This is a genomic window from Streptomyces sp. NPDC111507 (assembly GCF_055638955.1).
Window position 1 is genome coordinate 1,279,722 of record NZ_JBVKBU010000001.1, and the last position, 20,879, is coordinate 1,300,600.

General features: G+C 71.6%; 22 protein-coding genes. 11 read left to right on the top strand and 11 right to left on the bottom strand.

Annotation, left to right across the window (positions count from 1 at the left end):
- Positions 1-95 precede the first annotated feature (95 nt).
- The 6 genes from ACZ7M2_RS05705 to ACZ7M2_RS05730 all read right to left on the bottom strand — a co-directional run bounded on the left by ACZ7M2_RS05705 (position 96) and on the right by ACZ7M2_RS05730 (position 3,503).
- Positions 96-680, bottom strand: coding sequence for a vitamin K epoxide reductase family protein (locus ACZ7M2_RS05705; RefSeq protein ID WP_471594249.1), 585 nt, complete (start codon positions 678-680; stop codon positions 96-98).
- Positions 680-1,177, bottom strand: a complete 498-nt coding sequence (locus tag ACZ7M2_RS05710; RefSeq protein ID WP_471594250.1) for a DUF5949 family protein — start codon at positions 1,175-1,177, stop codon at positions 680-682. The genes ACZ7M2_RS05705 and ACZ7M2_RS05710 overlap by 1 nt, the downstream gene beginning before the upstream one ends.
- A 186-nt stretch (positions 1,178-1,363) precedes the next feature.
- Positions 1,364-1,603, bottom strand: a complete 240-nt coding sequence (locus ACZ7M2_RS05715; RefSeq protein WP_471594251.1) for a chaplin — start codon at positions 1,601-1,603, stop codon at positions 1,364-1,366.
- 103 nt (positions 1,604-1,706) lie between these two features.
- Positions 1,707-2,009, bottom strand: a complete 303-nt coding sequence (locus ACZ7M2_RS05720) for a hypothetical protein (protein WP_471594252.1) — start codon at positions 2,007-2,009, stop codon at positions 1,707-1,709.
- Positions 2,010-2,213: 204 nt separating this feature from the next.
- Positions 2,214-2,969, bottom strand: a complete 756-nt coding sequence (locus tag ACZ7M2_RS05725; protein ID WP_471594253.1) for a hypothetical protein — start codon at positions 2,967-2,969, stop codon at positions 2,214-2,216.
- 294 nt (positions 2,970-3,263) lie between these two features.
- The gene (locus ACZ7M2_RS05730; protein ID WP_471594254.1) at positions 3,264-3,503 is read right to left on the bottom strand and encodes a chaplin; all 240 of its coding nucleotides are present in this window, start codon (positions 3,501-3,503) and stop codon (positions 3,264-3,266) included.
- A 280-nt stretch (positions 3,504-3,783) separates the two neighbouring features.
- On the opposite strand from ACZ7M2_RS05730, the gene ACZ7M2_RS05735 reads away from it, so the two are divergent.
- The 9 genes from ACZ7M2_RS05735 (at position 3,784) to ACZ7M2_RS05775 (ending at position 13,787) form a co-directional block, all read left to right on the top strand.
- Positions 3,784-4,035, top strand: a complete 252-nt coding sequence (locus ACZ7M2_RS05735) for a hypothetical protein (protein WP_471594255.1) — start codon at positions 3,784-3,786, stop codon at positions 4,033-4,035.
- A gap of 41 nt (positions 4,036-4,076) precedes the next feature.
- Positions 4,077-5,273, top strand: a complete 1,197-nt coding sequence (locus tag ACZ7M2_RS05740) for a glycosyltransferase (protein ID WP_471594256.1) — start codon at positions 4,077-4,079, stop codon at positions 5,271-5,273.
- Complete coding sequence (locus tag ACZ7M2_RS05745) at positions 5,270-6,763, top strand: exopolysaccharide biosynthesis polyprenyl glycosylphosphotransferase (protein WP_471594257.1); 1,494 nt, start codon at positions 5,270-5,272, stop codon at positions 6,761-6,763. The genes ACZ7M2_RS05740 and ACZ7M2_RS05745 overlap by 4 nt, the downstream gene beginning before the upstream one ends.
- Positions 6,764-6,767: 4 nt before the next feature.
- Positions 6,768-8,144, top strand: coding sequence for an O-antigen ligase family protein (locus ACZ7M2_RS05750; protein ID WP_471594258.1), 1,377 nt, complete (start codon positions 6,768-6,770; stop codon positions 8,142-8,144).
- Positions 8,141-9,985: a murein biosynthesis integral membrane protein MurJ gene (gene murJ, locus ACZ7M2_RS05755; protein WP_471594259.1), complete on the top strand. Its 1,845-nt coding sequence runs from the start codon at positions 8,141-8,143 to the stop codon at positions 9,983-9,985. The genes ACZ7M2_RS05750 and murJ overlap by 4 nt, the downstream gene beginning before the upstream one ends.
- Positions 9,986-10,079: 94 nt before the next feature.
- Positions 10,080-10,772, top strand: a complete 693-nt coding sequence (locus tag ACZ7M2_RS05760) for a polysaccharide deacetylase family protein (protein ID WP_471594527.1) — start codon at positions 10,080-10,082, stop codon at positions 10,770-10,772.
- Positions 10,772-11,905 (top strand): glycosyltransferase, encoded by a 1,134-nt coding sequence (locus ACZ7M2_RS05765; RefSeq protein WP_471594260.1) that lies wholly within the window; start codon positions 10,772-10,774, stop codon positions 11,903-11,905. Before ACZ7M2_RS05760 ends, ACZ7M2_RS05765 begins: the two co-directional genes overlap by 1 nt.
- Positions 11,902-12,591 (top strand): YveK family protein, encoded by a 690-nt coding sequence (locus ACZ7M2_RS05770; protein WP_471594261.1) that lies wholly within the window; start codon positions 11,902-11,904, stop codon positions 12,589-12,591. Before ACZ7M2_RS05765 ends, ACZ7M2_RS05770 begins: the two co-directional genes overlap by 4 nt.
- Before the next feature lie 8 nt (positions 12,592-12,599).
- On the top strand, positions 12,600-13,787 hold the full coding sequence (locus ACZ7M2_RS05775) for a GNAT family N-acetyltransferase (RefSeq protein ID WP_471594528.1): 1,188 nt from the start codon (positions 12,600-12,602) through the stop codon (positions 13,785-13,787).
- Positions 13,788-13,809: 22 nt separating this feature from the next.
- Here the strand turns inward: ACZ7M2_RS05775 and ACZ7M2_RS05780 are convergent, their stop codons facing one another.
- From ACZ7M2_RS05780 to ACZ7M2_RS05795, 4 genes are all read right to left on the bottom strand, one after another.
- A complete protein-coding gene (locus tag ACZ7M2_RS05780; RefSeq protein ID WP_471594262.1) occupies positions 13,810-15,261 on the bottom strand; it encodes a glycoside hydrolase family 26 protein in 1,452 nt (483 codons plus the stop codon).
- Positions 15,262-15,472: 211 nt separating this feature from the next.
- The gene (locus ACZ7M2_RS05785; protein ID WP_471594263.1) at positions 15,473-16,405 is read right to left on the bottom strand and encodes a chaplin; all 933 of its coding nucleotides are present in this window, start codon (positions 16,403-16,405) and stop codon (positions 15,473-15,475) included.
- A gap of 128 nt (positions 16,406-16,533) precedes the next feature.
- Positions 16,534-16,791 (bottom strand): chaplin, encoded by a 258-nt coding sequence (locus ACZ7M2_RS05790; protein WP_471594264.1) that lies wholly within the window; start codon positions 16,789-16,791, stop codon positions 16,534-16,536.
- Between the two features lie 281 nt (positions 16,792-17,072).
- Positions 17,073-17,483, bottom strand: a complete 411-nt coding sequence (locus ACZ7M2_RS05795; RefSeq protein ID WP_471594265.1) for a rodlin — start codon at positions 17,481-17,483, stop codon at positions 17,073-17,075.
- Positions 17,484-17,736: 253 nt separating this feature from the next.
- Between ACZ7M2_RS05795 and ACZ7M2_RS05800 the strand changes: the two genes are divergently transcribed.
- Positions 17,737-18,147 (top strand): rodlin, encoded by a 411-nt coding sequence (locus tag ACZ7M2_RS05800; RefSeq protein WP_471594266.1) that lies wholly within the window; start codon positions 17,737-17,739, stop codon positions 18,145-18,147.
- Between the two features lie 243 nt (positions 18,148-18,390).
- Positions 18,391-18,798, top strand: coding sequence for a rodlin (locus ACZ7M2_RS05805; protein WP_471594267.1), 408 nt, complete (start codon positions 18,391-18,393; stop codon positions 18,796-18,798).
- A 64-nt stretch (positions 18,799-18,862) separates the two neighbouring features.
- On the opposite strand, the gene ACZ7M2_RS05810 is transcribed toward ACZ7M2_RS05805, so the two are convergent.
- Positions 18,863-20,782, bottom strand: coding sequence for an AMP-dependent synthetase/ligase (locus ACZ7M2_RS05810; RefSeq protein WP_471594268.1), 1,920 nt, complete (start codon positions 20,780-20,782; stop codon positions 18,863-18,865).
- Positions 20,783-20,879: the final 97 nt, after the last annotated feature.

The following is a 20,879-nucleotide window of genomic DNA, read 5'->3' on the forward strand; positions in this document are numbered from 1 at the left end:
GGCACGGTCCCTTTCAGGATTCGGGGTCTGCGTCCGTACCGGGTAACGATCCTGAGAACGCCTTCAGTTCAAGATTCCCCCGACGAGCCCAATAGTCAGCTCGTCCAAAAATCCCACCATCGGGTCAGAATAAGCATCCCGATGATCCCGATATGCAGAATCGGCAGAACCCAGGTGAACTCACCGAGGAATCTCTTCAGCCAATCGGGCGCGGGCAGGAAATCATTTCGTACGTTGAATGACGTCACGTACCAGAACATGATGATCGTGGCGACCCAGGCAAGACAGCACCACAGGCACAGCGAGTTGATCCGGTACAGCGACTGGAACTGCAGCCAGGTGCAGAATCCGACGCCGAAGAGCATGCCGGCGTTGAAGGTCAGCCAGTACCAGCCGGGAAATCCGGCGCCCGCCAGCAGGCTCATACCGACGCAGATCACGATGCCGTACGCGACGAGACCGAGCATCGGGTTGGGGAATCCGAAGGCCGAGGCCTGGTCGCTCTTCATGATGTTGCCGCAGGAGACGACCGGGTTCAGGCTGCACCCCGGCACGAAGTTCGGGTTCTCCAGCAGTTTGAACTTGTCGATCGTGATGACCCACGCGGCGAGCAGACCGGCCGCACCGGTGATCACCAGCAGCACGGCGAGCGCACGGCTGCCACCGGCGGTCCGTGTCATCAGCCGCGCAGACTGCGCGCCGGCAGGAGCACGTGCGCCGCGCTGAGCAGAGTCCCCTCGTCACCCGCGAAGGCGGCCAGGTCCTCCGGCGCGACGGGTTTGCCGGGCTCCGCGCCGGGCCAGGCGCGGGTGGCGAACAGGAAGTAGGCGTAGCCGCGTTCGCCGACCGCCACGAGCCACTCGGGCGGCACGAGGCACTGGGCGTTGAGGTACGGCATGGTGACGACGGCCTGGCCCGCCTCGACGAGGAGGGTGAGCGGCAGGCTGGGCTGCCTGGCCCCGTCGAGGAGCGTGTCACCGACGGGCAGACCGTTGTCGCGCAGCAGTTGCTCGATGGCGACCCTGGAGGCCTCCGGGCCGCCTGCGCCGTCGCCCAGGGAGTAGGCGAGGAGGTAGGGCATGTCTCCGTCGGGGGCTTCACCACTGAACGCCATGACGGCGAGCGTGCCGAGATCGGCGGCCCGGAAAGGGCGCGTTTGGCTTGAGGTTGAGGTCACCGCGGAACCCTATCGACGCACCCGAAAGGCCCCGCCCCTTTATCACCCGGACGGGCGACAACCGGGCGGGCGACCACACGAACGAGGGACGGTCTCGAACAATGCGAAGGGCCGACTCCGCACGGTGCGGAATCGGCCCTTTCAGCCCGCGTACGGCGTCACTTTCGGCTCAGCCCCCGTACGGCGTCACCGGTTGGCGCACTTGTCCCCGGCCGTCGGGTTCAGCGCACCGATCACGTTGACGCCGAGGCCGCAGACGTTCACCGGAATGTCCACGGGTACCTGAATGACGTTGCCGGAGGCGACACCGGGGGAGTGGGCCGCTGCGCCCTGGGCGCCGGTGTCGGCGACGGCGCTGCCCGCCGCGGCACCCGCGGCCATTCCGGCGGTGGCGAAAAGCAGTGCGGCCTTCTTGGCAGTGTTCATCGTCCGTCCTTTCCTTGGCGGTGCGCTTCAGCCTAGGGATGCGTCCGACCGTCTCCCGGAAAGACACGCGATGAAATGGAACGGGACTCCACACCGAACCCGTTCAGTTCTGGAGGGGAAGTCCGCCGAGAAGCTTTGCGGGGCCACCGGCCGAGTTGATCGCCTTCGTCGCGCCATTCACGGTGTTGAGTACCGAGTTCTTGTTCTCGGTGTCCAGGGCGTCCGACTGGTGCCGCAGAGGCTGCAGATCCTCCAGGTCGAGCGAGCGCTGGCTGGTGAGGGTCTCCAGGGCGCCGTTGAGGCTGGTGGGCGTGAGGTCGGGGGCCTGGGCGGCGAAGGCGGGCGCGGCGGCACCGGCGATGACCAGGGACCCCGCAACGACAGCGGCAGCCTTCAGGGACTTCATCGTGTTCCTTTCATCGGCAACTCGAGTCACCAGAGAGAGATTTCGCTTTGCCCTGGCTAACGAGCCCCGGACGCGGCGGAAACCCTGTGTGCAGAAATTTCCTGCGCACATACACACATACAAAACAGCCGTCGTGCACCCACACAAAACAGCCGCCGTGCCGACCGCTGGGATCGGCACGACGGCGGGGTGGCGACTCGGAGGTCAGACCGCCGGCAGGCTCGGCAGCGCAGGAGTCGGCAGCGCGGGCGTCGGCAAGGCGGGGAGCGGCGGCAGACCGGGCAGGTTCGCCGCGGGCAGGCCGCCACCGAGGACCACCGCGACCACGAAGTTGACGAGACTCGTCAGCACGGCCGTGGCCGCGGGCACCACCTTGATGGCGTCGCCCGAGGTGGCCGCCGCGACGAGCGCGTCGACCGCCTTCTGGAGGGCGGTGAGCGCGTCGCCCGCGAGGTCCCGGGCGGCCGGGGCGCGCGAACCCTTGTCGCGCGGCGCCTTGTTGTCCTGGTCCCCGGCGACCGCGCTGTCGTCGTGCGCCTCGGCGCTCTTCTTCACCGAGGGCAGCGTGGGTACGGCGGGCAGCGTCGGCGGCGCCGGCAGAGTGGGCAACGTGGGCGTCGTCGTGGCCGGCGGGGTGACCGGAGCGGCCGCCGCGGCCTTGGCGATCGCGTCCTTCACGGCCTGGGCGAGCTTCGCCGCCTGGTCGGCGGAGAGCTGGCCGTTGTCCGCCTTGAGCGCGGCATCGAGCAGATCGGTGACGGGGGCGAGGACGCCGGCGATGGCGCCCAGCGACTTCACCTGTGCCAGCAACGCGTCCGCACCGGGGACGGGTGCCGCCGCATGGGTGCGACCACGCGCCGAGTCACTGTCGGCCGCCAGCGCGACCGGCCCGGATATCCCGAGCAGGAGCGAGGCACAGAGGACGGAGGACGCGAGGCGCCGTGCGGGCAGAGCACGCATGGATGTTCCCTTCGATGGTGCGTCGGATCTTGATGCCCACCGTGGAAGTACCGGTCGCCGCCTGCAACCGATCGAACGCCCCGTGTAACGACCTGGGCCCTGCGCCACCGCCGTCGTCGCTGGTGGGAAGCCATGCCGGGCCCTTGGCGCCCCTTCCCTCCATTCGGGGCCGCCGTCCCTCCATTCGAGGGCGCCCTCCCGCCGCCCGATGGCGCCCTCCCGCCGCTCGGGGCAGACGCGGACCGGCCGCCCTCCCGTGGGGGAGGACGGCCGGCGGAAGGGTCCGGTCCGACGTCAGTCGTTGGCGCACCGGTCGCCGAACGCGGGGTTCAGCAGGCCGGCCGCGTCGACGGTGTCCCCGCAGAGGTTGACGGGGATGTTGATCGGAAGCTGCAGGACGTTGCCCGACAGGACGCCCGGCGAGTGGGCGGCCGCGCCGTGCGCGTCGCTGTCGGCGGCGGCGATGCCGGCGGTGCCCGCCACGGCGGCGGCGACAACGGAGGTCAGGGCCAGGCCCTTCGCGATACGCGACATGGAGAAGTGCTCCTTGGAGTTGTCCAACCTCCGGGCGGGATGCCCGGCGCTGGAATCAACGCGCGGCACACGCGCGGGTTGTGCCTCCAAAGGAGTGATCCCGTGACCACCGGACTTCACTATTCCGACACACTTGTGAGGTTTCTCCGAATTAATACGGATAGCGACTAGAGTCGGCCACCTCCTGAGGCTGCTTGGCATCAGACGCCGGAATCAGATCCGCAGATATCCGCCCGTCCGCAGGTCCCGAACCTTTTCTCCCGAAAGGGCAACGCCGGTCATGCGTCATTCCCCGGGCCCGCTGCCGCGCCGCGCGACGGCGCACGAGAAGTGGACGGAGCCACCGCGGCACCTGACCCTGTTGATCGAACGCGCGCCCGCCCACTCGAACACTCCCAGCCGCGACGCCGACCTCCTCGATCTCGGGAGTGAAATCCGAGGCAGGGGTGACCAGTTGGGCGTCCGGCTCGTTTCGCAGCGGGACGCGGCCTGGGTCGGAGCGCTGCTCGCCGCCGTCGACGCGCAGCAGTGACGCGCGCCCGTGAGCGCAGCCCGTTAGCGAGGAACCCGCGCATGCACCTGCCATCGACCGACCCCCCACGGGTCCTGCACCTCACCCAGCCGGTCGACGGCGGAGTCGCCCGAGTGCTCACCGACCTGGTGAAGGCACAGCTCGCCGACGGAGCGCACGTCACGGTGGCCTGCCCGCGGGACAGCGACCTCGCGCACACGCTGCGGGCCCTGGGCAGCGACGTACGGCACTGGTCCGCGACGCGTGCGCCGGGTCCGCGACTGGCACGGGAGGTGCGGCGGCTCGCCCCGGTCGTCGCGCGGGCGCGGCCCGATGTGGTGCACGCGCACAGTGCCAAGGCGGGGCTCGCCGGGCGGCTGGCCGTGCGCGGCCGGGTGCCGACCGTGTTCCAGCCGCACGCCTGGTCCTTCGAGGCGGTCGACGGGGTCACAGCGGCCCTCGCGCTGAAGTGGGAGCGGTGGGGGGCGCGTTGGGCGTCCCGGGTGGTGTGTGTGAGTGAAGCGGAGCGTACGACCGGCGTGCGCGCCGGTATCAGGGCCCACTGGGCCGTGATCCCCAACGGCATCGACACCGAGCACTTCCACCCGGCGGCCGTGGCGACCGTACGGGCCGGAATCCCTCTGCTCACCCGAGCCGGTGGCGATCCGGCGGCTCCGCTGGTCGTCTGCGTCGGGCGGCTGTGCCCGCAGAAGGGCCAGGACGTCCTGCTGGAGGCCTGGCGGACGGTGGTCCGGCAGGTGCCGGGCGCCCGGCTCGTGCTGGTCGGCGACGGGCCGGACACCGGGCGCCTACGGGCCACGGCGCCCGAGGGAGTCCTGTTCGCCGGGGCGGCCCCCGACGCCCTGCCCTGGTACCAGGCCGCCGATCTGGTGGTGCTGCCGTCCCGCTGGGAGGGCATGGCGCTGGCCCCGCTGGAGGCCATGGCCTGCGGGCGTCCGGTCGTGCTGACGGACGTGGACGGCGCCCGGGAAAGTCTGCCGCCGGGCCTCGACACCCGCTGTCTGGTCCCCGCGCGGGCACCGGGCCCGCTGGCCCGGGCGATCCGCGCCCTGCTCGCCGATCCGCCACTGCGCGCGTCACTCGGGCACCAGGGGCGCCGCCACGTACTGGCCGCGCACGACGTACGGCGCGCCACCGCCGCGGTCGCCGAGGTGTACCGCGAGCTGCTCGCCCCGGCGTCCGGCGCGCACGCCGCGAGCGGGGAACACACCGAGTACAGGGAGTCCAGCCACACGTGACTGCGGAAAGCACCGTCCCCTCCCCCGGCGGACAGCCCCGGGAGTACGGATTCTCGCCCGTCTCGGTCATTCCTCCGCGCGGGGCCGACGAGGGCTTCAGATTCCCGGCCGGACAACGGCCGCCCTCCGCGCGCCACTTCGCACGGCACCTCGCGCGGCGCTCCGTCTCGCGCGGCGCGCCGCTGCCGTTGCTCGTCGCGGACGGCGGCGCCGCGCTGCTCGCCGCTCTGGCGCTCGCCGAGGTCCGGCCGCACGCGCCGCTGGTCGCCGCGCTGGTGCTCGCCGTCCTCACGCTGAGCGCGCACGCGGGCCTGTACCGCCCCGCGCCGGTGCCCGCCGTGCTGGACGAACTGCCGGTCGTCTGCGCGCGGATCGCGGTGACGTGGTGCGCGCTCGCGGCCCTGGTGGCGGCGCTCGTCCCGGCCACCGCGCTGTCCGCGCGCACGCTGGCGGCGGGCTGTGTGCTCCAGTCGGCGGTGAGCTGCGCGGGCCGCGCCGCGGTGTACTGGCGGCTGCGCAGGGCCCTGGTCCTGCGCCCGAGCGCCGCGCTGGTGATCGGCCCCGCGGCGACCGGCCGCCGGGTGGCCGCGGCGTTACTGCGCCACCCTCGCTACGGGCTGCGGCCGGTGGGCGTCGTCGCCGACCACGCGGCCGGGTCCGACGGGCTGCCGGTCCTGACCACCGGCGAGGAAGTGCAGCGGGCCCTCATCCAGAACGGCGTGCGCGCCGTGCTCGTCGTGGAACCGCGCCGCGAACACGGCCCCCTGCTAAGGGCGTTGGCCGAGGCGGGCTGCACGCTGTGGCAGCTCGACGCGGACTCCCCGTCGCACACGGCGGACTCCCCCTCGCACAAGGCCGGGAGCAGCCGGCTCGCCGGGTTCTCCTGTGAACGGATCGACGTCTCACGGCGTCACGGGAACCTCGCCAAACGGCTCCTCGACGTCGTCGTCTCCGGGACGTTGCTCCTGCTGGTCAGCCCGCTGCTGCTGATGTGCGCGGCGGCGCTGCGGCTGAGCGACGGGCCCGGCGTGGTCTTCCGGCAGGAGCGCATCGGCAAGGACGGGCGACCCTTCACCCTGCTGAAGTTCCGCACCCATCGCCCCGTCGACGCGCACGAGGCCGCGACCCGCTGGAGCGTCGCGGACGAGCGGGAGATGGGCCGCTTCTGCCACTTCCTGCGCCGCTCCTCGCTCGACGAACTGCTCCAGCTCTGGAACGTCCTGAGAGGCGACATGAGCCTGGTCGGCCCCCGCCCCGAACGCCCCTACTTCGTCGGCAAGTTCAGCCAGACCTACCCCGGCTACGCGGCCCGCCACCGGATGCGGACCGGCATCACGGGCCTGGCCCAGATCCACGGTCTGCGCGGCGACACCTCCATCGAGGACCGCTGCCGGTTCGACAACGCGTACATCGACAACTGGTCGCTGTGGCAGGACATCTGCATCCTGCTGCGCACGGCCGCCTCGCTCGTCCGTCCGACGGGGAGCTGAGCCGATGAGCCAGGCACTGCCGGTCTCGCCACTCGCCCCGCTGACCGCCGCGCTCCGGCGCGCGCTGCCCGTCCTGCCCGTCGTCGCGGTGATCGCCCTGCTCGGACTGCCGGTCGCGCCGGACACCGAGGGCGGCGCGAACCTCGCGGACGCCATGTCCGCTCTGGCCGTGGTGTGCTGCGCGGTACGTCTCGTACGGGCCCGTCGGCGCCCCCTGTCCCGTACCGCCGCGGTGGTCCTCGGACTGCCCGTGGCCGGTATCGCGATCGCGGCGGCCGGGGCGGCGAGCCCCGGGGCCGGGATCACCGGGCTCGCCCGCTATCTGCAGATCTTCGTGCTGGTCCCGGCGGCCGTCCTGCTGTCGGTGCGCGACCGCCGCGACTTCCGGCTGCTCGCCTGGTCGTTCGTCGGACTCGCGCTGTGGCAGGGGGCCGTCGGAGTGCACCAGTACGTCACCGGGACCGGGGCCACGTACATGGGCGAGGACATCCGGGCCGTGGGCACCTTCGGGCCGACGGACGTGATGGGCATGGCGACCGTGGTCGCGTTCGGGCTGGTGTGCGCGGTGGCGCTGGCGCTCGGGCCGGTCACCCCGCGGCAGCGGACGGCCGCCCTGGTGTGCGTGCCGGCGCTGCTGCTGCCGCTCGCGCTGTCGTTCAGCCGGGGCGCGTGGATCGCCACGGTGGTCGCGTGCGGCGCCCAGTTGGTGCTGGCGGGTCTGCGGCGCGCGGTCAAGGTGGGCGTCGCGGTGGCCGCCGCCGGCGTCGTCCTGGTGGGCGGGTTCGGTATCGGCACGGCCATGCTCCAGGAGCGCATCGACAGCATCACGCAGGTCACCGACGCCCCGGACCAGTCCGTCGTCGACCGGTACACGATGTGGGCGGCGGCGCTCGACATGTGGCGCGACCACCCGCTGACCGGCGTCGGGCTGAAGGCCTTCCCCGACCAGCGCGACGGCCACGCCTCGCTCGCGCTCTCCTCGGGCAGCGACATCGGGGGCGCGGGCTCCGCCTACCGCAAACAGCCGCTGCTCTCACCGCACAACATGTACCTGCTCGTCCTCAGCGAGCAGGGCCTGATCGGGCTGCTCGCCCTCGCGGGCGGCTGGGCGGCTCTCCTGGTGTGCGCGCTGACCGGGCTGGCCAGGGTACGGCGGACCCCGTCGGGCCTCGACTGCGCGCTCGTCGGGTGCGGGCTGCTCGTCTGGCAGTTGTTCGACTTCGTGTACGCGGACATCGGCGGGCCTTCCACCGTGCTGACGGCCGTGGTCTTCGGGCTGGTGGCGTGGTGGGCGCTGATGGATCCGGCCTCACCGGTGTCCCCCTCGTCGATGTCCCGCTCGTCGCTGTGCCCCTCGCCTGAGGAGGCCGCGGCGCGATGACGGTGAAGCCTCCCCGGGCGACGGCCGGTCGCGACGCCGATCCCTGGCCCGACGCCCAGGCCCAGGCCGATTTCGAGCCCGGTGTCGAGCCCGGATACGAGGCCGGTTTCGAGCCCGGCGGCGCCCTCGTACTGCCCTCCGCCCGCAGCGCTCCCCCCGCATCCGGCACACGCCTCGCATCCGAACCGCGCGCCACACCCGACCCGCCCCCAGAACCCCCGGACTCCCCGCCCCACCCAGGTTCCCCAGACCTCCCGGACCCCCAGAACCCCCCGGAACCCTCCTCCAACCGCTTCCTCGCCAAGGCCGCCCTCGTCACCATCGCCCTGTCCATCGCCGGGGCGCTGCTGGGCCTGGGCCGCGACCAGGCCCTCGCGCACCTGTTCGGGGCCGACTCCGACACCGACGCCTTCCTGGTCGCCTGGACCGTGCCGGAGTTCGCGGCGACGCTGCTGATCGAGGACGGCCTCGCCTTCGTGCTCGTACCGGCGTTCAGCATGGCGGTGGCCCAGCGCGCCCGGGGATCCGTCGGCGACCCGGTCCGCGCCCTGGTCGCCGCCACCCTGCCCCGTCTGACGCTCGCCTTCATGGCCACCGCCGCCCTCCTCATCGCCGGAGCCCCCTACCTGGTCGAAGCCCTCGCGCCCGGACTGCCCGACCCCCATCTCGCCGTCGACTGCACCCGGTTGACGGCCACCTGTGTCCTGAGCTTCGGGCTGGCCGGCTACTGCAGCGCGGCGCTGCGGGCGCACCGCAGGTTCGTCGCACCCGCGGCGATCTACGTCGCGTACAACACCGGCATCATCACGGCGATGTTCGTGCTCGGCGGGCGCTGGGGGGTGCGCGCGGCGGCCCTCGGGGTCGCGGTGGGCGGTGCGCTGATGGTGGTCGCGCAGGCTCCCTCCCTGTGGCGGCAGCTCGGTCGACGCGAGGCGGCCCGGAAGGAGGCGGGCCTCGAGAGGATCGAGGCCGCCCGCCCGATGGACCTCACCCTCGTCACCACCGTCCTGCTCTTCGCCCTGGTCCGCCAGTCCCAGGTCCTGATCGAACGCTACCTGGCCTCCTCACTGCCCGCAGGCGCCATCTCGCACCTGAACTACGCGCAGAAGGTCGCGCAGATGCCGATGGTGCTCTCGCTGATGCTGTGCACCGTCACCTTCCCGGTGGTGGCGCAGGCCATGGCCGAGGGCGACACCGCGCGCGCCCGCAGCCGGGTGGAACACGATCTGGCCGTCGTCTCCTGCACGGTGCTGCTCGGCGCGGCGGCGGTCATCGCGTGTGCGCCGCAGATCATCCAGCTGCTGTTCCAGCGGGGCGCGTTCACCCCCCAGGACACCGCGGCCACCGCCGCCGTCATGCGCGTGTACGCCCTCGGGCTGCTCGGCCACACCCTCGTGGGCGCGCTGGTCCGCTCGTACTTCTCCTCGGGGCGGCCCACCTGGTACCCGCTGTTCGCGATGACCGCGGGGATCATCGCGACCTCCTGGATCGGCGCGCTGACCGTCGGCTCCTGGGGGGTGTGCGGGATCGCGGCGGCCAACGCGGGCGGCGTCACCCTCAGCGCCCTGCTCCTGCTGTACGGCATGGGCCCGCGCAGTGTGCCGATCCGCACCCGGCTCGTGGTCGCCGAAATCGGCAAACCGGTGCGCGCGGCGCTCGTCGCCGCCGCCGCGGGGACGTTCTGCGCGAGCCATGTGCGCTCCCCCCTGCTCGGTCTCCTCACCGGCGGCACGGTCGTGACCGTCGTGTTCGCCCTGCTGGCCTGGGCCCTGCGGGTCCAGGCCCTCGCACCCGCCCTCCGTTCCGTCACACGAAGGCTCCCGCATGTCCGTTTCCGCTGACAGCACCCACAGCATCAGACGTACCGGCAGCAGACGTACCGCCGGCGTCAGACGTACCGGTACCGGCTCCGTCGACGCGACCCCCTGGGTGGCGATGTACCACTCCGTGGGCGACTGCTTCGACGACCCGTACCGCATCACGGTCTCCCCGGACCGCCTCGACCACCAGCTCGGCTGGCTGCGGCGCCGCGGCCTGCGCGGGGTGAGCGTGTCCGAGCTGCTCGCCGCCCGCGCGCGCGGTGGGGGCAGGGACCTGGTCGGTCTCACCTTCGACGACGGGTACGCCGACTTCGTCGAGGCCGCCCTGCCCGTCCTGCGCCGGCACGACTGCGGCGCGACCCTCTTCGTCCTGCCCGGCCGGCTGGCCGGCGAGAACGCCTGGGACCCGCTCGGCCCCCGTAAGCGCCTGCTCGACAAGCGGGGCATCCGGCTGGCCGCCGCCTCCGAGGGCATCGAGATCGGCTCGCACGGGCTCACCCACGTCGATCTGACGCGGGCGGACGACGCTCTGGTGCACGCCGAGGTCGCCGAAAGCAGAGCAGTGCTCTCGGAGTTGATCGGTGCTCACATCCAGGGTTTCTGCTACCCGTACGGAACGGTCGACCAGCGGGTCGTCGACGCCGTGCGCGACGCCGGATACACCTACGGCTGCGCGATCGCCCCCGGCCCGCTGACCGGCCCGTACGCCCTCCCCCGCGTCCACATCGGCCAGAACGACAGCTCCGTACGCCTGCTGTTGAAGCTCAAGCTGCACCGGCTGCGCCGCCGGCCGGTCGAGGGGGCCTGATGAAGGCCCTGCACATCATCACCGGCCTCGGCGTCGGCGGCGCGGAGCAGCAACTGCGCCTGCTCCTGCGCCACCTGCCCGTCGAGTGCGACGTCGTCACCCTCACCAACCCGGGCGCGGTCGCCGACGGCCTCATCGACGACGGCGTCCGTGTCGTCCACCTCGGCATGACCGGCAACCGCGACCTCGCCGCCCTCCCCCGCCTGGTGAAGCTGATCCGCGCGGGCGGCTACGACCTCGTCCACACCCACCTCTACCGGGCCTGCGTGTACGGCCGGATCGCCGCCCGCCTGGCCGGGGTGAAGGCCGTCGTGGCCACCGAACACTCCCTCGGCGACTCCCAGATGGAAGGCCGCAGGCTGAGCGCGGGCGTCCGCGCCCTGTACCTGGCCAGCGAGCGCCTCGGCCACGCCACCGTCGCCGTCTCACCGACCGTCGCCGACCGGCTGCAGCGCTGGGGCGTGCCCGGACCCCGCATCGAGATCGTGCCGAACGGCATCGACGTCGCCCGCTTCCGCTTCGACCCGGTGCTGCGCGAACGCACCCGCCGCCGCCTCGGCCTGCCGGAGGACGCGTACGTCGTCGGCGGCGTCGGACGACTCACCGCGGGCAAGCGGTTCGACATCCTGATCCGCGCGCTGGCCCAACTGCCCCGCACCTACTGGCTGCTGCTGGTCGGCGGCGGCGCCGAGGAGAGCGTGCTGCGGCGGGCGGCGCACGACGCCGGGGTCAGGGACCGGGTGCTGTTCACCGGCGAGCGCCCCGACGGCGGCCTCCCGGGCGCCGATCTGCCCTCGCTGACAGCGGCCATGGACGTCCTCTGCTCGCCCTGCGCCGAGGAGGCGTTCGGACTCGCGGTGGTGGAGGCGATGGCGGCCGGGCTGCCCGTGCTCTACGTCTCCTGCCCGGCCGTCGAGGACCTGCCACCGAGCGCCGCCCGGGGGGCCCGCCGGGTCCAGGGCGGCGCCGACTCCTTCGTACGAGCCCTCCTGCGGGTCCGCGCGGAGGGCCCCGGGCCGCGTTCGGTACCGGACGCCGCCCACCACTACTGCATCACCCGCAGCGCCGCACAGCTCATGGACGTGTACGCGGCCGCCGTCTCCTGCACCTCTCTGGGAGTGAGTTCCTCATGACCGAAAATCCCACCCGGCAGCACCGCCCGTCCGGACCCTCCGGCCCGTCCCTGCCCTCAGGTCTGACGCGCGCGGCCTTCGCCCGGCGGGTCGTGCCGCCGTGGTCACTGCTCGCCGCCGGCGTCCTTCTCGGGGGCGCGCTCGGTGGCGCGTACGGCGTCCTCAAGCCCCCGACGTACACGGCGACGAGTTACGTCATCGCCGTCCCGACCGAGAAGTCGGACCCGGCGTCGGCGCTCGGCTTCGCGCAGGCGTACGGCCGGGTCGCCACGCAGCTCGCGGTGCTCGGGGACGCCCAGGTGTGGGCCGGGGTGCCGGTGAAGACGCTGGAGCAGAGCGTGCAGACGGCGACCTCGCCCGACGCGCCGATGGTCGCCGTCTCCGCCACCTCCTCGCGCCCGGATCTCGCCGCCGACATGGCCAACGCCGTCGCGCGCGCCCTGACCCGGCACGCCAACGACACCAAGAGCAGCACCCACGTGGAACTCCAGCAGTTCTCCCGCGCGCCGAAGCCGACCACCGCCTCCTCGCCCTCCCCGAAAGTGACCGGTCTGGTCGGCGCGAGCGCCGGCGGGCTGCTGGGCGGTCTGGTCCTGCTGGTCCGTCCCCGGCGCACCACGGACCCCGCGCTCCAGGCCTCCGTGCCGAGCCCGGCCACCGCCGCCGACGGACACGGCCCACGGTGAGCGGGGCGCTGCGGACCGGGGTACGCGCGACCCGGACATCACTGCGGTCCGAAGTCGTCATCGACGAACGGGAGTTCGCCGCGCTCGCCCCGGCCTGGGGACGTCTGTACGACCGGTGCGCCGCCGCCACCCCGTTCCAGAGCCACGCCTGGCTGCACTCCTGGTGGCTGTCCTACGGCTCCCCCGGCCGCCTGCGGCTGGTCCTGGTCCGCGAGGGCGGCGAACTCCGCGCGGTCGCGCCCCTGATGCGCGCACACCGTCCGCTGCCCGTGCTCGTCCCGCTCGGCGGGGCGATCTCCGACTACGCCGACGTCCTCATCGACGACGGGACCGACGACGAGCACACCGACCGCGCCGCCGCGGCACTCACCGAGGGCCTGTCCGCGGTCGCCCGCACCGCGCTGATCGACTTCCGCGAGGTACCGCCCGGCGGCACGGCGGAGCGGGTCTACGAGCGCTGGCGCGGACCACGCCGCCGGGTCCGGGACTCCCTCTGCCTGGAACTGCCCGCCGCCTCCATGGACGACCTCGTCGGTCGGCTGCCCTCGTCCAAGGCCCAGCGCGTCCGGGCCAAGCTGCGCAAGCTCGCCTCGCTCGGCATCGAGCAGCGGGACGTCCCGCACGACGAGGTGGACGCGGCACTGCGCCGGCTGCTGGAACTGCACCGACTCCAGTGGCAGGGCAGGAAGGTGACGACCGAGCACCTCCAGGAACGGTTCTCCGAGCATCTGGTGCGGTCGGTGGGCCCGATGGTGCGCTCCGGGGACGCCGTGGTCACCGAGTTCCGGCTCGACGACACCGTGATGGCCGTGGACCTCACTCTGCTGTCACGACGCCTGGCGGGCGGCTATCTGTACGGGGCCCACCCGGGGCTGCGGGAGCGCAAGGCGGACGTGGCGGTGATGCTGCTCAACGCCTGCGCCCGGCACACCGAGGGCGGCGGACGCGGAACGCTGAGCCTGCTGCGCGGCGACGAGCCCTACAAGCACCACTGGCGCCCGGAACCCGTGATCAACCAGCGGCTGCTGCTCGCCCGGCGACGTACGGCGCCGCTGATGTCGGCGGTCCTCTGCGACGTCGCCGCGCGCGGCCGGGGCAAGGAGCTGGTGCACCGGTGGAAGGAGCGGGGTGGAGGTGGGACGGACGCCGGCGCCGACGGTGGCAGTGGTGGTGGCGGCGGTGGCGGCAGGCCGTGAGGGGCCTGCCGCCGGGCCGGTGTCACCGGGTGCGCGACCACCAGTCGAAGCGCAGACAGAGCTTCCCGCCGAGCCAGTACTCCACCCAGTCGCCCAGGTCCAGCGGCGAACAGTTGGGCGGCACCACCGGCGTGGGCACAGGAGTCGGCACGGGGGTTGGCACAGGCGTCGGCACGGGGGTTGGTACAGGCGTCGGTACGGGTGTCGGTACCGGCGTCACGGGTGTGGGTACGGGTGTAGTCGGCTGCGGTGTGGGGTCGGTGCGGCCGAAGAGCACCGCGCGGTACACCTGGGACGCCCTCGGGTTCTGGCGGCACTGCCAGACGCCGTGCGGGCAGTAGTCGGTCAGCGTGTTGTACAGCGGTTTGTGGTCGTCCATCCACGCGAGCATGCGTTTCATGTACGCAGCGTTGTCGCCGTTGCGGAAGAGACCCCATTCGGGATAGGAGATGGGTTTGCCATGGGCTTTGGCGAAGTCCACGTGCTCCTGAAGGCCGTACGGCTCGTTCACCTCCTCGTCGAATGACAGCCCCCGCGGCTGGTCGTACGAGTCCATGCCGACGATGTCGACCGTGTCGTCCCCGGGATAGCACTGCGTCCACGGCACGGCGTCCCGGCCGCGGCTCGGGGCGAAGTCGAACCGGAATTTCTGCCCCGGCACCGAACGCATCGTCGTGACGATCCGGTTCCAGTACCTCTTCCACGCCTCCGGGTCCGGCCCGCAGCGATGGGTGTAGGTGATGCCGTTCATCTCCCAGCCGAGGACGATGACGGTGTCCGGAACCTCCAGCTCGACCAGACGCTGGGCGAGGGCGCGGAAGTGCCCGTCGAACGCGCCGGCGGCACCCTGCTGCAGCAGCATCCGGACCTCGGCGTCGGAGACGTTCTCCTCGTTGCGCTCCATCATCGGCACGTTGAGGACGAGCATCCGGTCCTTCCGCTCATGCCGCCAGTCCGCCCAGACGTCGAGGAAACCGGGCGGCCCCTCGATGTTGCTCCAGCGATCGCCCGGCAGATACGTGTGCGCGACGCGGAGTCGGGCGCCGCCCAGCCACTGGCTGAGCTGGGCGATCCGGGCCACACCCCGGGGGCCGTAGTCGAGGTAGGCGCCGAACGCGGAGAGCGGCTCGACGGGTTTGGGCGCGGGTTTCGTCGGCGTCGCGGGTGTCGGCGGTTCGGTGGGCGTGACGGGCGCCGGCACCGGTGGTGTCACGGGCGTGGTCGCGGACGGTGTCACCGAGGCCGGAGTCGGGGATGTGGGTTTCACCGTCACCGTCGTCGGGGCCGTGGGCGATGTCGGCTGTGTGGCCGGTGTCGGTGTCACCGTCGTCGGTGTCGGCGCCGGGGGGTCGGCGGCCCGCGGCGCACCGCCGGCGGCGTGTCCGGGACCGGCCGCCAGGGCGACCGAGACGACGATGCCGGCCGCGACGACAGCCGGCCTTCCGCTTCGGGGCCGTTGTTTTCGTGGGGCCATGCCTGCTCCCCTCTCCACTCTCATAGCTCCGACTGCGCCGACTCCCATGGCTCGGACGCGTTTTCCGTCAGTTGTTCATACTTTTCCCTCTACTGACACTCAGTCATATGAAGTCGAATCCCGCCAACCGAGGCCGCGTCCTTTGATCCCGATGGATGACGCGAGCCCGGGTGCCGGGCGCGGCGAGGCGTCCGGCACCCAGAGGGTCGTACTAGCGACGGGACGCGGCTCGGCCTCGTCGGTACAGCACTGTCCCGCCGAGCAGCAGTGCGGCGCTGGCGGCCGAGGCCGCGAGCACGTTCTCACTGCCGGTGTGGGGCAGGGTGGGCGGGTACCCGGGGGGAGTGGTGGGAGGTGTCGTCGGCGGCGTCGTGGGGGGCGTCGTCGGCGGGGTGGTGGGAGGTGTCGTCGGCGGCGTCGTGGGGGGCGTCGTCGGCGGGGTAGTCGGTGGAGTGGTGGGGGGTGTCGTGGGAGGCGTCGTGGGGGGCGTCGTCGGCGGCGTGTCGCCGTAGCCGGGACCGTTCTCGCACTTGTTGCCGAGCACCGGGTTGAGCGCGGCGATCACGTCGACGGTGTCGCCGCACGCGTTCACCGGCACATGCACCGGGAGCTGAACGGTGTTGCCCGACCCGACACCGGGCGAGCCGTTCGCCTCGCCGTACGCCGAGGCGCCGCCGTACGCCGAACCGGAAGGCTCGCCGTACGCCGAGGAGTCGGAGGAACCGCCGTACGCCGAGGACCCGGAAGGACCGCCGTACGGGCCCGGCTCCTCACCGTAGTCGCTGTCCGAGAAGCCGGAGCCATACTCGGAGGCGCTCTCGTGGGGGGCCGGCTCCTGCGACGCCTGCGACTCGTGCGAAGCCTCCGAACCCTCCGAAGCCTCCGAACCCTCCGAACTCTCCTTGCCCTGCGACCCGCGTGAACCCGAGCCGCTGGCGCAGGAGTTCCCGAAGGCCGGGTTGAGCGCGGCGATCACGTTGACGGTGATGCCGCACGCGTTCACCGGCACATGCACCGGGAGCTGAACGGTGTTGCCCGACGCCACGCCGGGCGAGTCCGACGCGCCGCCCTGCGCGTCCGCGTCGGCGAACACGGGGCTGCCGTACAGGGACAGGATGCTCGTCGCGGCCGCGGCCACGACCATGCCCCTACTCAGGGTCTGTCGCAATCTCGTTGTCTTCCTGCTTGAAGAAGTGAGGAAAGCCGGCCTTGGAGCCGAAAGAGCGCCCAAGGCCGGCCAGGACACAGCCTGGAAGGCTGCTGTGCTCCGCGTCAGTCGCTGACGCAGGCGCTGCCGAACGTCGGGTTCAGCAGGCCGATGGCGTCGACCGTGTCGCCGCACAAGTTGACGGGCACGTGCACGGGGATCTCGATCACGTTGCCCGAGAGGACACCCGGAGACCCGACGGCGGCGCCCTCGGCACCGGCGTCAGCGAAGGCCGGGGCGGCCATGCCCAGAGTCATGATCGCGCCGGCGACGACAGCAGCGCTCTTCTTGTGGTTCACGTGCTTTCCCTTCTCTGCGGTCATGCCCCTATGACGGCCGAAACCGAGCGAGCACAGCTTGAACGGCTCGCACCATGACCTGCAGGCTGTAAACGAGGGATAGACGTCGGAAGAAACTACAGAACGTGTGCGGCTTGGTAATTCACCCGAATCGCCCCGCATTCGAATCAACACCGAAGCTTCACACGGGCCCACGAGAAGAAACGCTTCCCTTGAATAAGCCGCCCCTATGACACCGAAGAGCTCGGGCCCCGCCGCGTGGTGCACGGGGGCCCGAGCTCTTCAGGCGAGGAAAAGGGCGACGGTCAGCGGTTGCCCGTGCCGTTGCCGGACAGGACCGGGATGTCGTCCACGAGGTGCGACAGCGGCTCGTCGCCCTTGGCCTGGGTCGAGTTCTCGGCGCACTGCTGGTTCTGCGGGGCCGACAGGATCGGGACGTCCTGCACGGTGATCGGGGCGGCACCGAGGAGGGAACCGGCGTTCGCCTTGGCCGGCAGGCCGACACAGAGCTTGTTCAGCGTGCCCTGCGCCAGGCTGAGCTGGGGGCTCATCTTGCCCTTGGTCACGGAGTTGCCGAACGCCTGCTTGGCGTCGTTCCCGCTGACCGACGTGGTGCCGTTGCCGTCGCCGATGGCAAGCGCCTGGGGCGCGGCCGCCGCCGAGACACCGACGACGGAAGCGGCGACCGCCGCCGCGGCCATTGCCTTCTTGAACATTTCTCGGTCCTTTCCTGGCAGAGACACATGTTCCTGCTCTCGCACTCAACCCGGCGGCCCTGGATTGGTTGCGGCGATTCACCCGATCGGTCCGTTCACCGGCGGGGAATTCACGGGAATCCATAGGGCGCTCACGGGTCGCTGAATCACTCTTCGATGTGGGCCATCGGAGTGAACCGGAGCAACCATGAGCGTCCGCGGCAGTTGACCAGGACGCTCCGGTGGACGGGGTTTCTCCAGAAGGGACTAGCTAGTGATCAAGAAGGTTATGGCCGCCGCGGCGGTCGCCGCTTCCGTCGTCGGCGCTTCCGCTGCCGCCGCGCCGCAGGCGCTGGCCATCGGAAACGACGGTGGTACGACGTCCACCAGCGGCAACGGTGCGGTGCAGTCGTTCGGCAACTCGGCGACCTACGGCAAGATGAGCCCGCAGATGGCGCTCATCCAGGGCTCGCTGAACAAGCCCTGCATCGGCCTGCCCGTCAAGGGCAACGTCGGCTCCGTCCTCGGCGCGGTCCCGATCACCGTGCAGGACGTCCCGATCCTGTCGGCCCCGCAGAACCAGCAGTGCGTCGAGAACTCGACCCAGGCCAAGGGCGACGAGCCGCTGTCGCACATCCTGGACGACATCCCGGTCCTCTCGGGCAACGGCAAGAACAACCACTAGTACCCCGCATCCTTCCTGGGACTCCCGTCGACGGGCCGCCGAATTCCTCGGCGGCCCGTCGGCCTTCCCGCCGCGCACACATGACCCTCGACCGCGACTCGGGGAGCTCACCGGCGCACACATGTCGGTTGAAACCTCCGCACGCTGGGCCATATGGGGTATAACCCGCAACCCTTACGCGGTCTATCCAGTTAATGATCATGCAGCTCCCCAACAGGAGTCCGCTTTCCGAAGGGAATGAACATGAAGAAGCTGTGGGCAACCGCTGCTATCGCCGCTTCCATCGCCGGGATCTCGGCCACGGCCGCCCCCCAGGCGCTGGCGATCGGCGACGACGGTGGTACCACGTCCGTCAGCGGCAACGGCGCCGAGCAGTCGTTCGGCAACTCCGCCACGTTCGGCGACATGAGCCCGCAGCTGTCGCTGGTCCAGGGTTCGCTGAACAAGCCCTGCATCGGCCTGCCGGCGAAGCTCAACCTCGGTGGGGTCGCGGGCGCCGTTCCGATCACCGTGCAGGACATCCCGATCCTGTCGGCCCCGCAGAACCAGCAGTGCGTCGAGAACTCGACCCAGGCCAAGGGCGACGAGCCGCTGTCGCACATCCTGGACCAGATCCCGGTCCTCTCGGGCAACGGTGCCAACAACCGCTGATCCCAGCACCGCGAGAGCGGGCCGCCGAGCACCTCGGCGGCCCGCTTTTCCGTGTGTACGGCTCTCAGCCCCCGTACAGCGCCTCGATCTCGGCCGCGTACGCCGCCGTCACCGCGTGCCGCCTGACCTTCAGGGACGGGGTGAGCAGGCCGTTGTCCTCGCTGAACTCGCCCTCCACCAGGGCGAACGCGCGGATGGATTCGGCGCGCGAGACGGCCTCGTTCGCGTGATCCACGGCCTTCTGGACATCGGCGCGCAGAGCGGGATCCCCCACGACTTCGGACAGCGGGGTGTCGGCGGGCCGTTTGCGGACGGTGAGCCAGTGAGCGAGGGCCTCGGGGTCCAGGGTGATCAGCGCGGCGACGAACGGGCGGTTGTCGCCGACGACGACGCACTGGCCGACCGGCGGGCGGCTGCGCAGTCGGTCCTCCAGGACGGCCGGGGAGACGTTCTTGCCGCCCGAGGTGACGAGGAGGTCCTTCTTGCGGCCGGTGATGGTGAGGTACCCGTCCTCGTCGAGGGCGCCGAGGTCGCCGGTCGCGAACCAGTCGTCGCGCAGCGCCGCTTCCGTCGCCGCCGCGTTGTTCCAGTAGGCACCGAAGACGACACCGCCCTTGACGAGCACCTCGCCGTCGTCGGCGATACGGACGGCCGTGCCGGGGACCGGGAGGCCCACGGTGCCGGGGCGGGGCCGCAGGGGCGGCACGATCGTCGCCGCGGCGGTGGTCTCCGTCAGGCCGTACCCCTCGTAGACGATGATTCCGGCGGCGTAGAAGAACAGGTTGAGGTCGCGGTCGAGCGGGGAGCCGCCGCTGATGGCGTAGCGCATACGGCCGCCGAGTTCCTTGCGGACACGGCGGTAGACCAGCAGGTCGTACAGCGCCCAGGCGGCGTACAGGCCGGGTCCTGGGCCCTTGCCCGTCCCGAGGAACCTGTTCAGATACGCCTGCCCGAAGCGGACACCGACCCGGTCGGCGCGGTCGAAGGAGGCACCGCGGCCGATCTTCTCGGCGGTGGCGCGGCCGGTGTCGTGGATCTTCTCGAAGAGGTACGGGACGCCGACGAGGAAGGTGGGGCGGAACTCCCGCAGCGCGGGCCGCAGTTCGTCCGGTTTGACGCTCGGGCAGTGGCCCAGCTCGATGCGGGCCATCAGGCAGGCGATCTGGAGGGTGCGGCCCAGGATGTGGGCGAGCGGCAGGAACAGGAGGGTCGAGGCGGTCTGGCCGGTGACCTCCTTGAAGACGGGGTGCAGCAGTTCGACCGTGTTGGCCGCCTCGGCGTGCAGATTGGCGTGGGTGAGGACGCAGCCCTTCGGCCGTCCGGTGGTGCCTGAGGTGTAGCAGAGGGTCGCGACCGTGTCGGGGGTGAGCGCGGCGCGGCGCTCGGTGACCTCCTCGTCGGGGATGTCCCGTCCCAGGGCGGTGAGTTCGGCGAGCGCGTTCGTGTCCAGCCGCCAGACGCGCGGGGGTTCGGGGTGCCGGGCCGTGGCGGTGGTCACGGTGTCGGCGTTCTGGACCGTCTCGACGATCGCGAAGCGCGCCCCCGAGTCCCGGACGATCCACTCCACCTGCTCGGCCGACGAGGTCGGGTAGACGGGGACGGACCGGCCGCCGGCCGCCCAGATCGCGAAGTCGAGAACGGTCCACTCGTAGCGCGTACGGGACATCACCGCGACCCGGCCGCCCGGTTCGAGGCCCGCCGCGATCAACCCCTTGGCGGTGTCGGTGACTTCGCGGGCGAAGGCCGCCGCGGTGACCGGGCGCCGGCCTTCGCCGTCCCCGCGGCGCAGTACCACGGCGTCGGGCGCCTGGGCCGCGTTGGTGAAGGGCAGGTCGGCGACGCTGCCGGTGGTGGGGCGCGGGGCCATGGGGGCGGTGCGGACCTCGCGCACCGCGCCGGTCCCGTCCCTGATCAGCTCGACCTCACCGCGGGACGCGAGGTCCGTGCGCCGCTTCGCCCGTTTCAGATCCTTGCGTACGCCCATCACGGCTCCACCAGGTCGCAGGGTTCTTACTCGGGAGTCAACTTACTCACTCGTAAAGGAAGTTCAATGCGGCCGTCGGACTCGGACTCGATGCCGA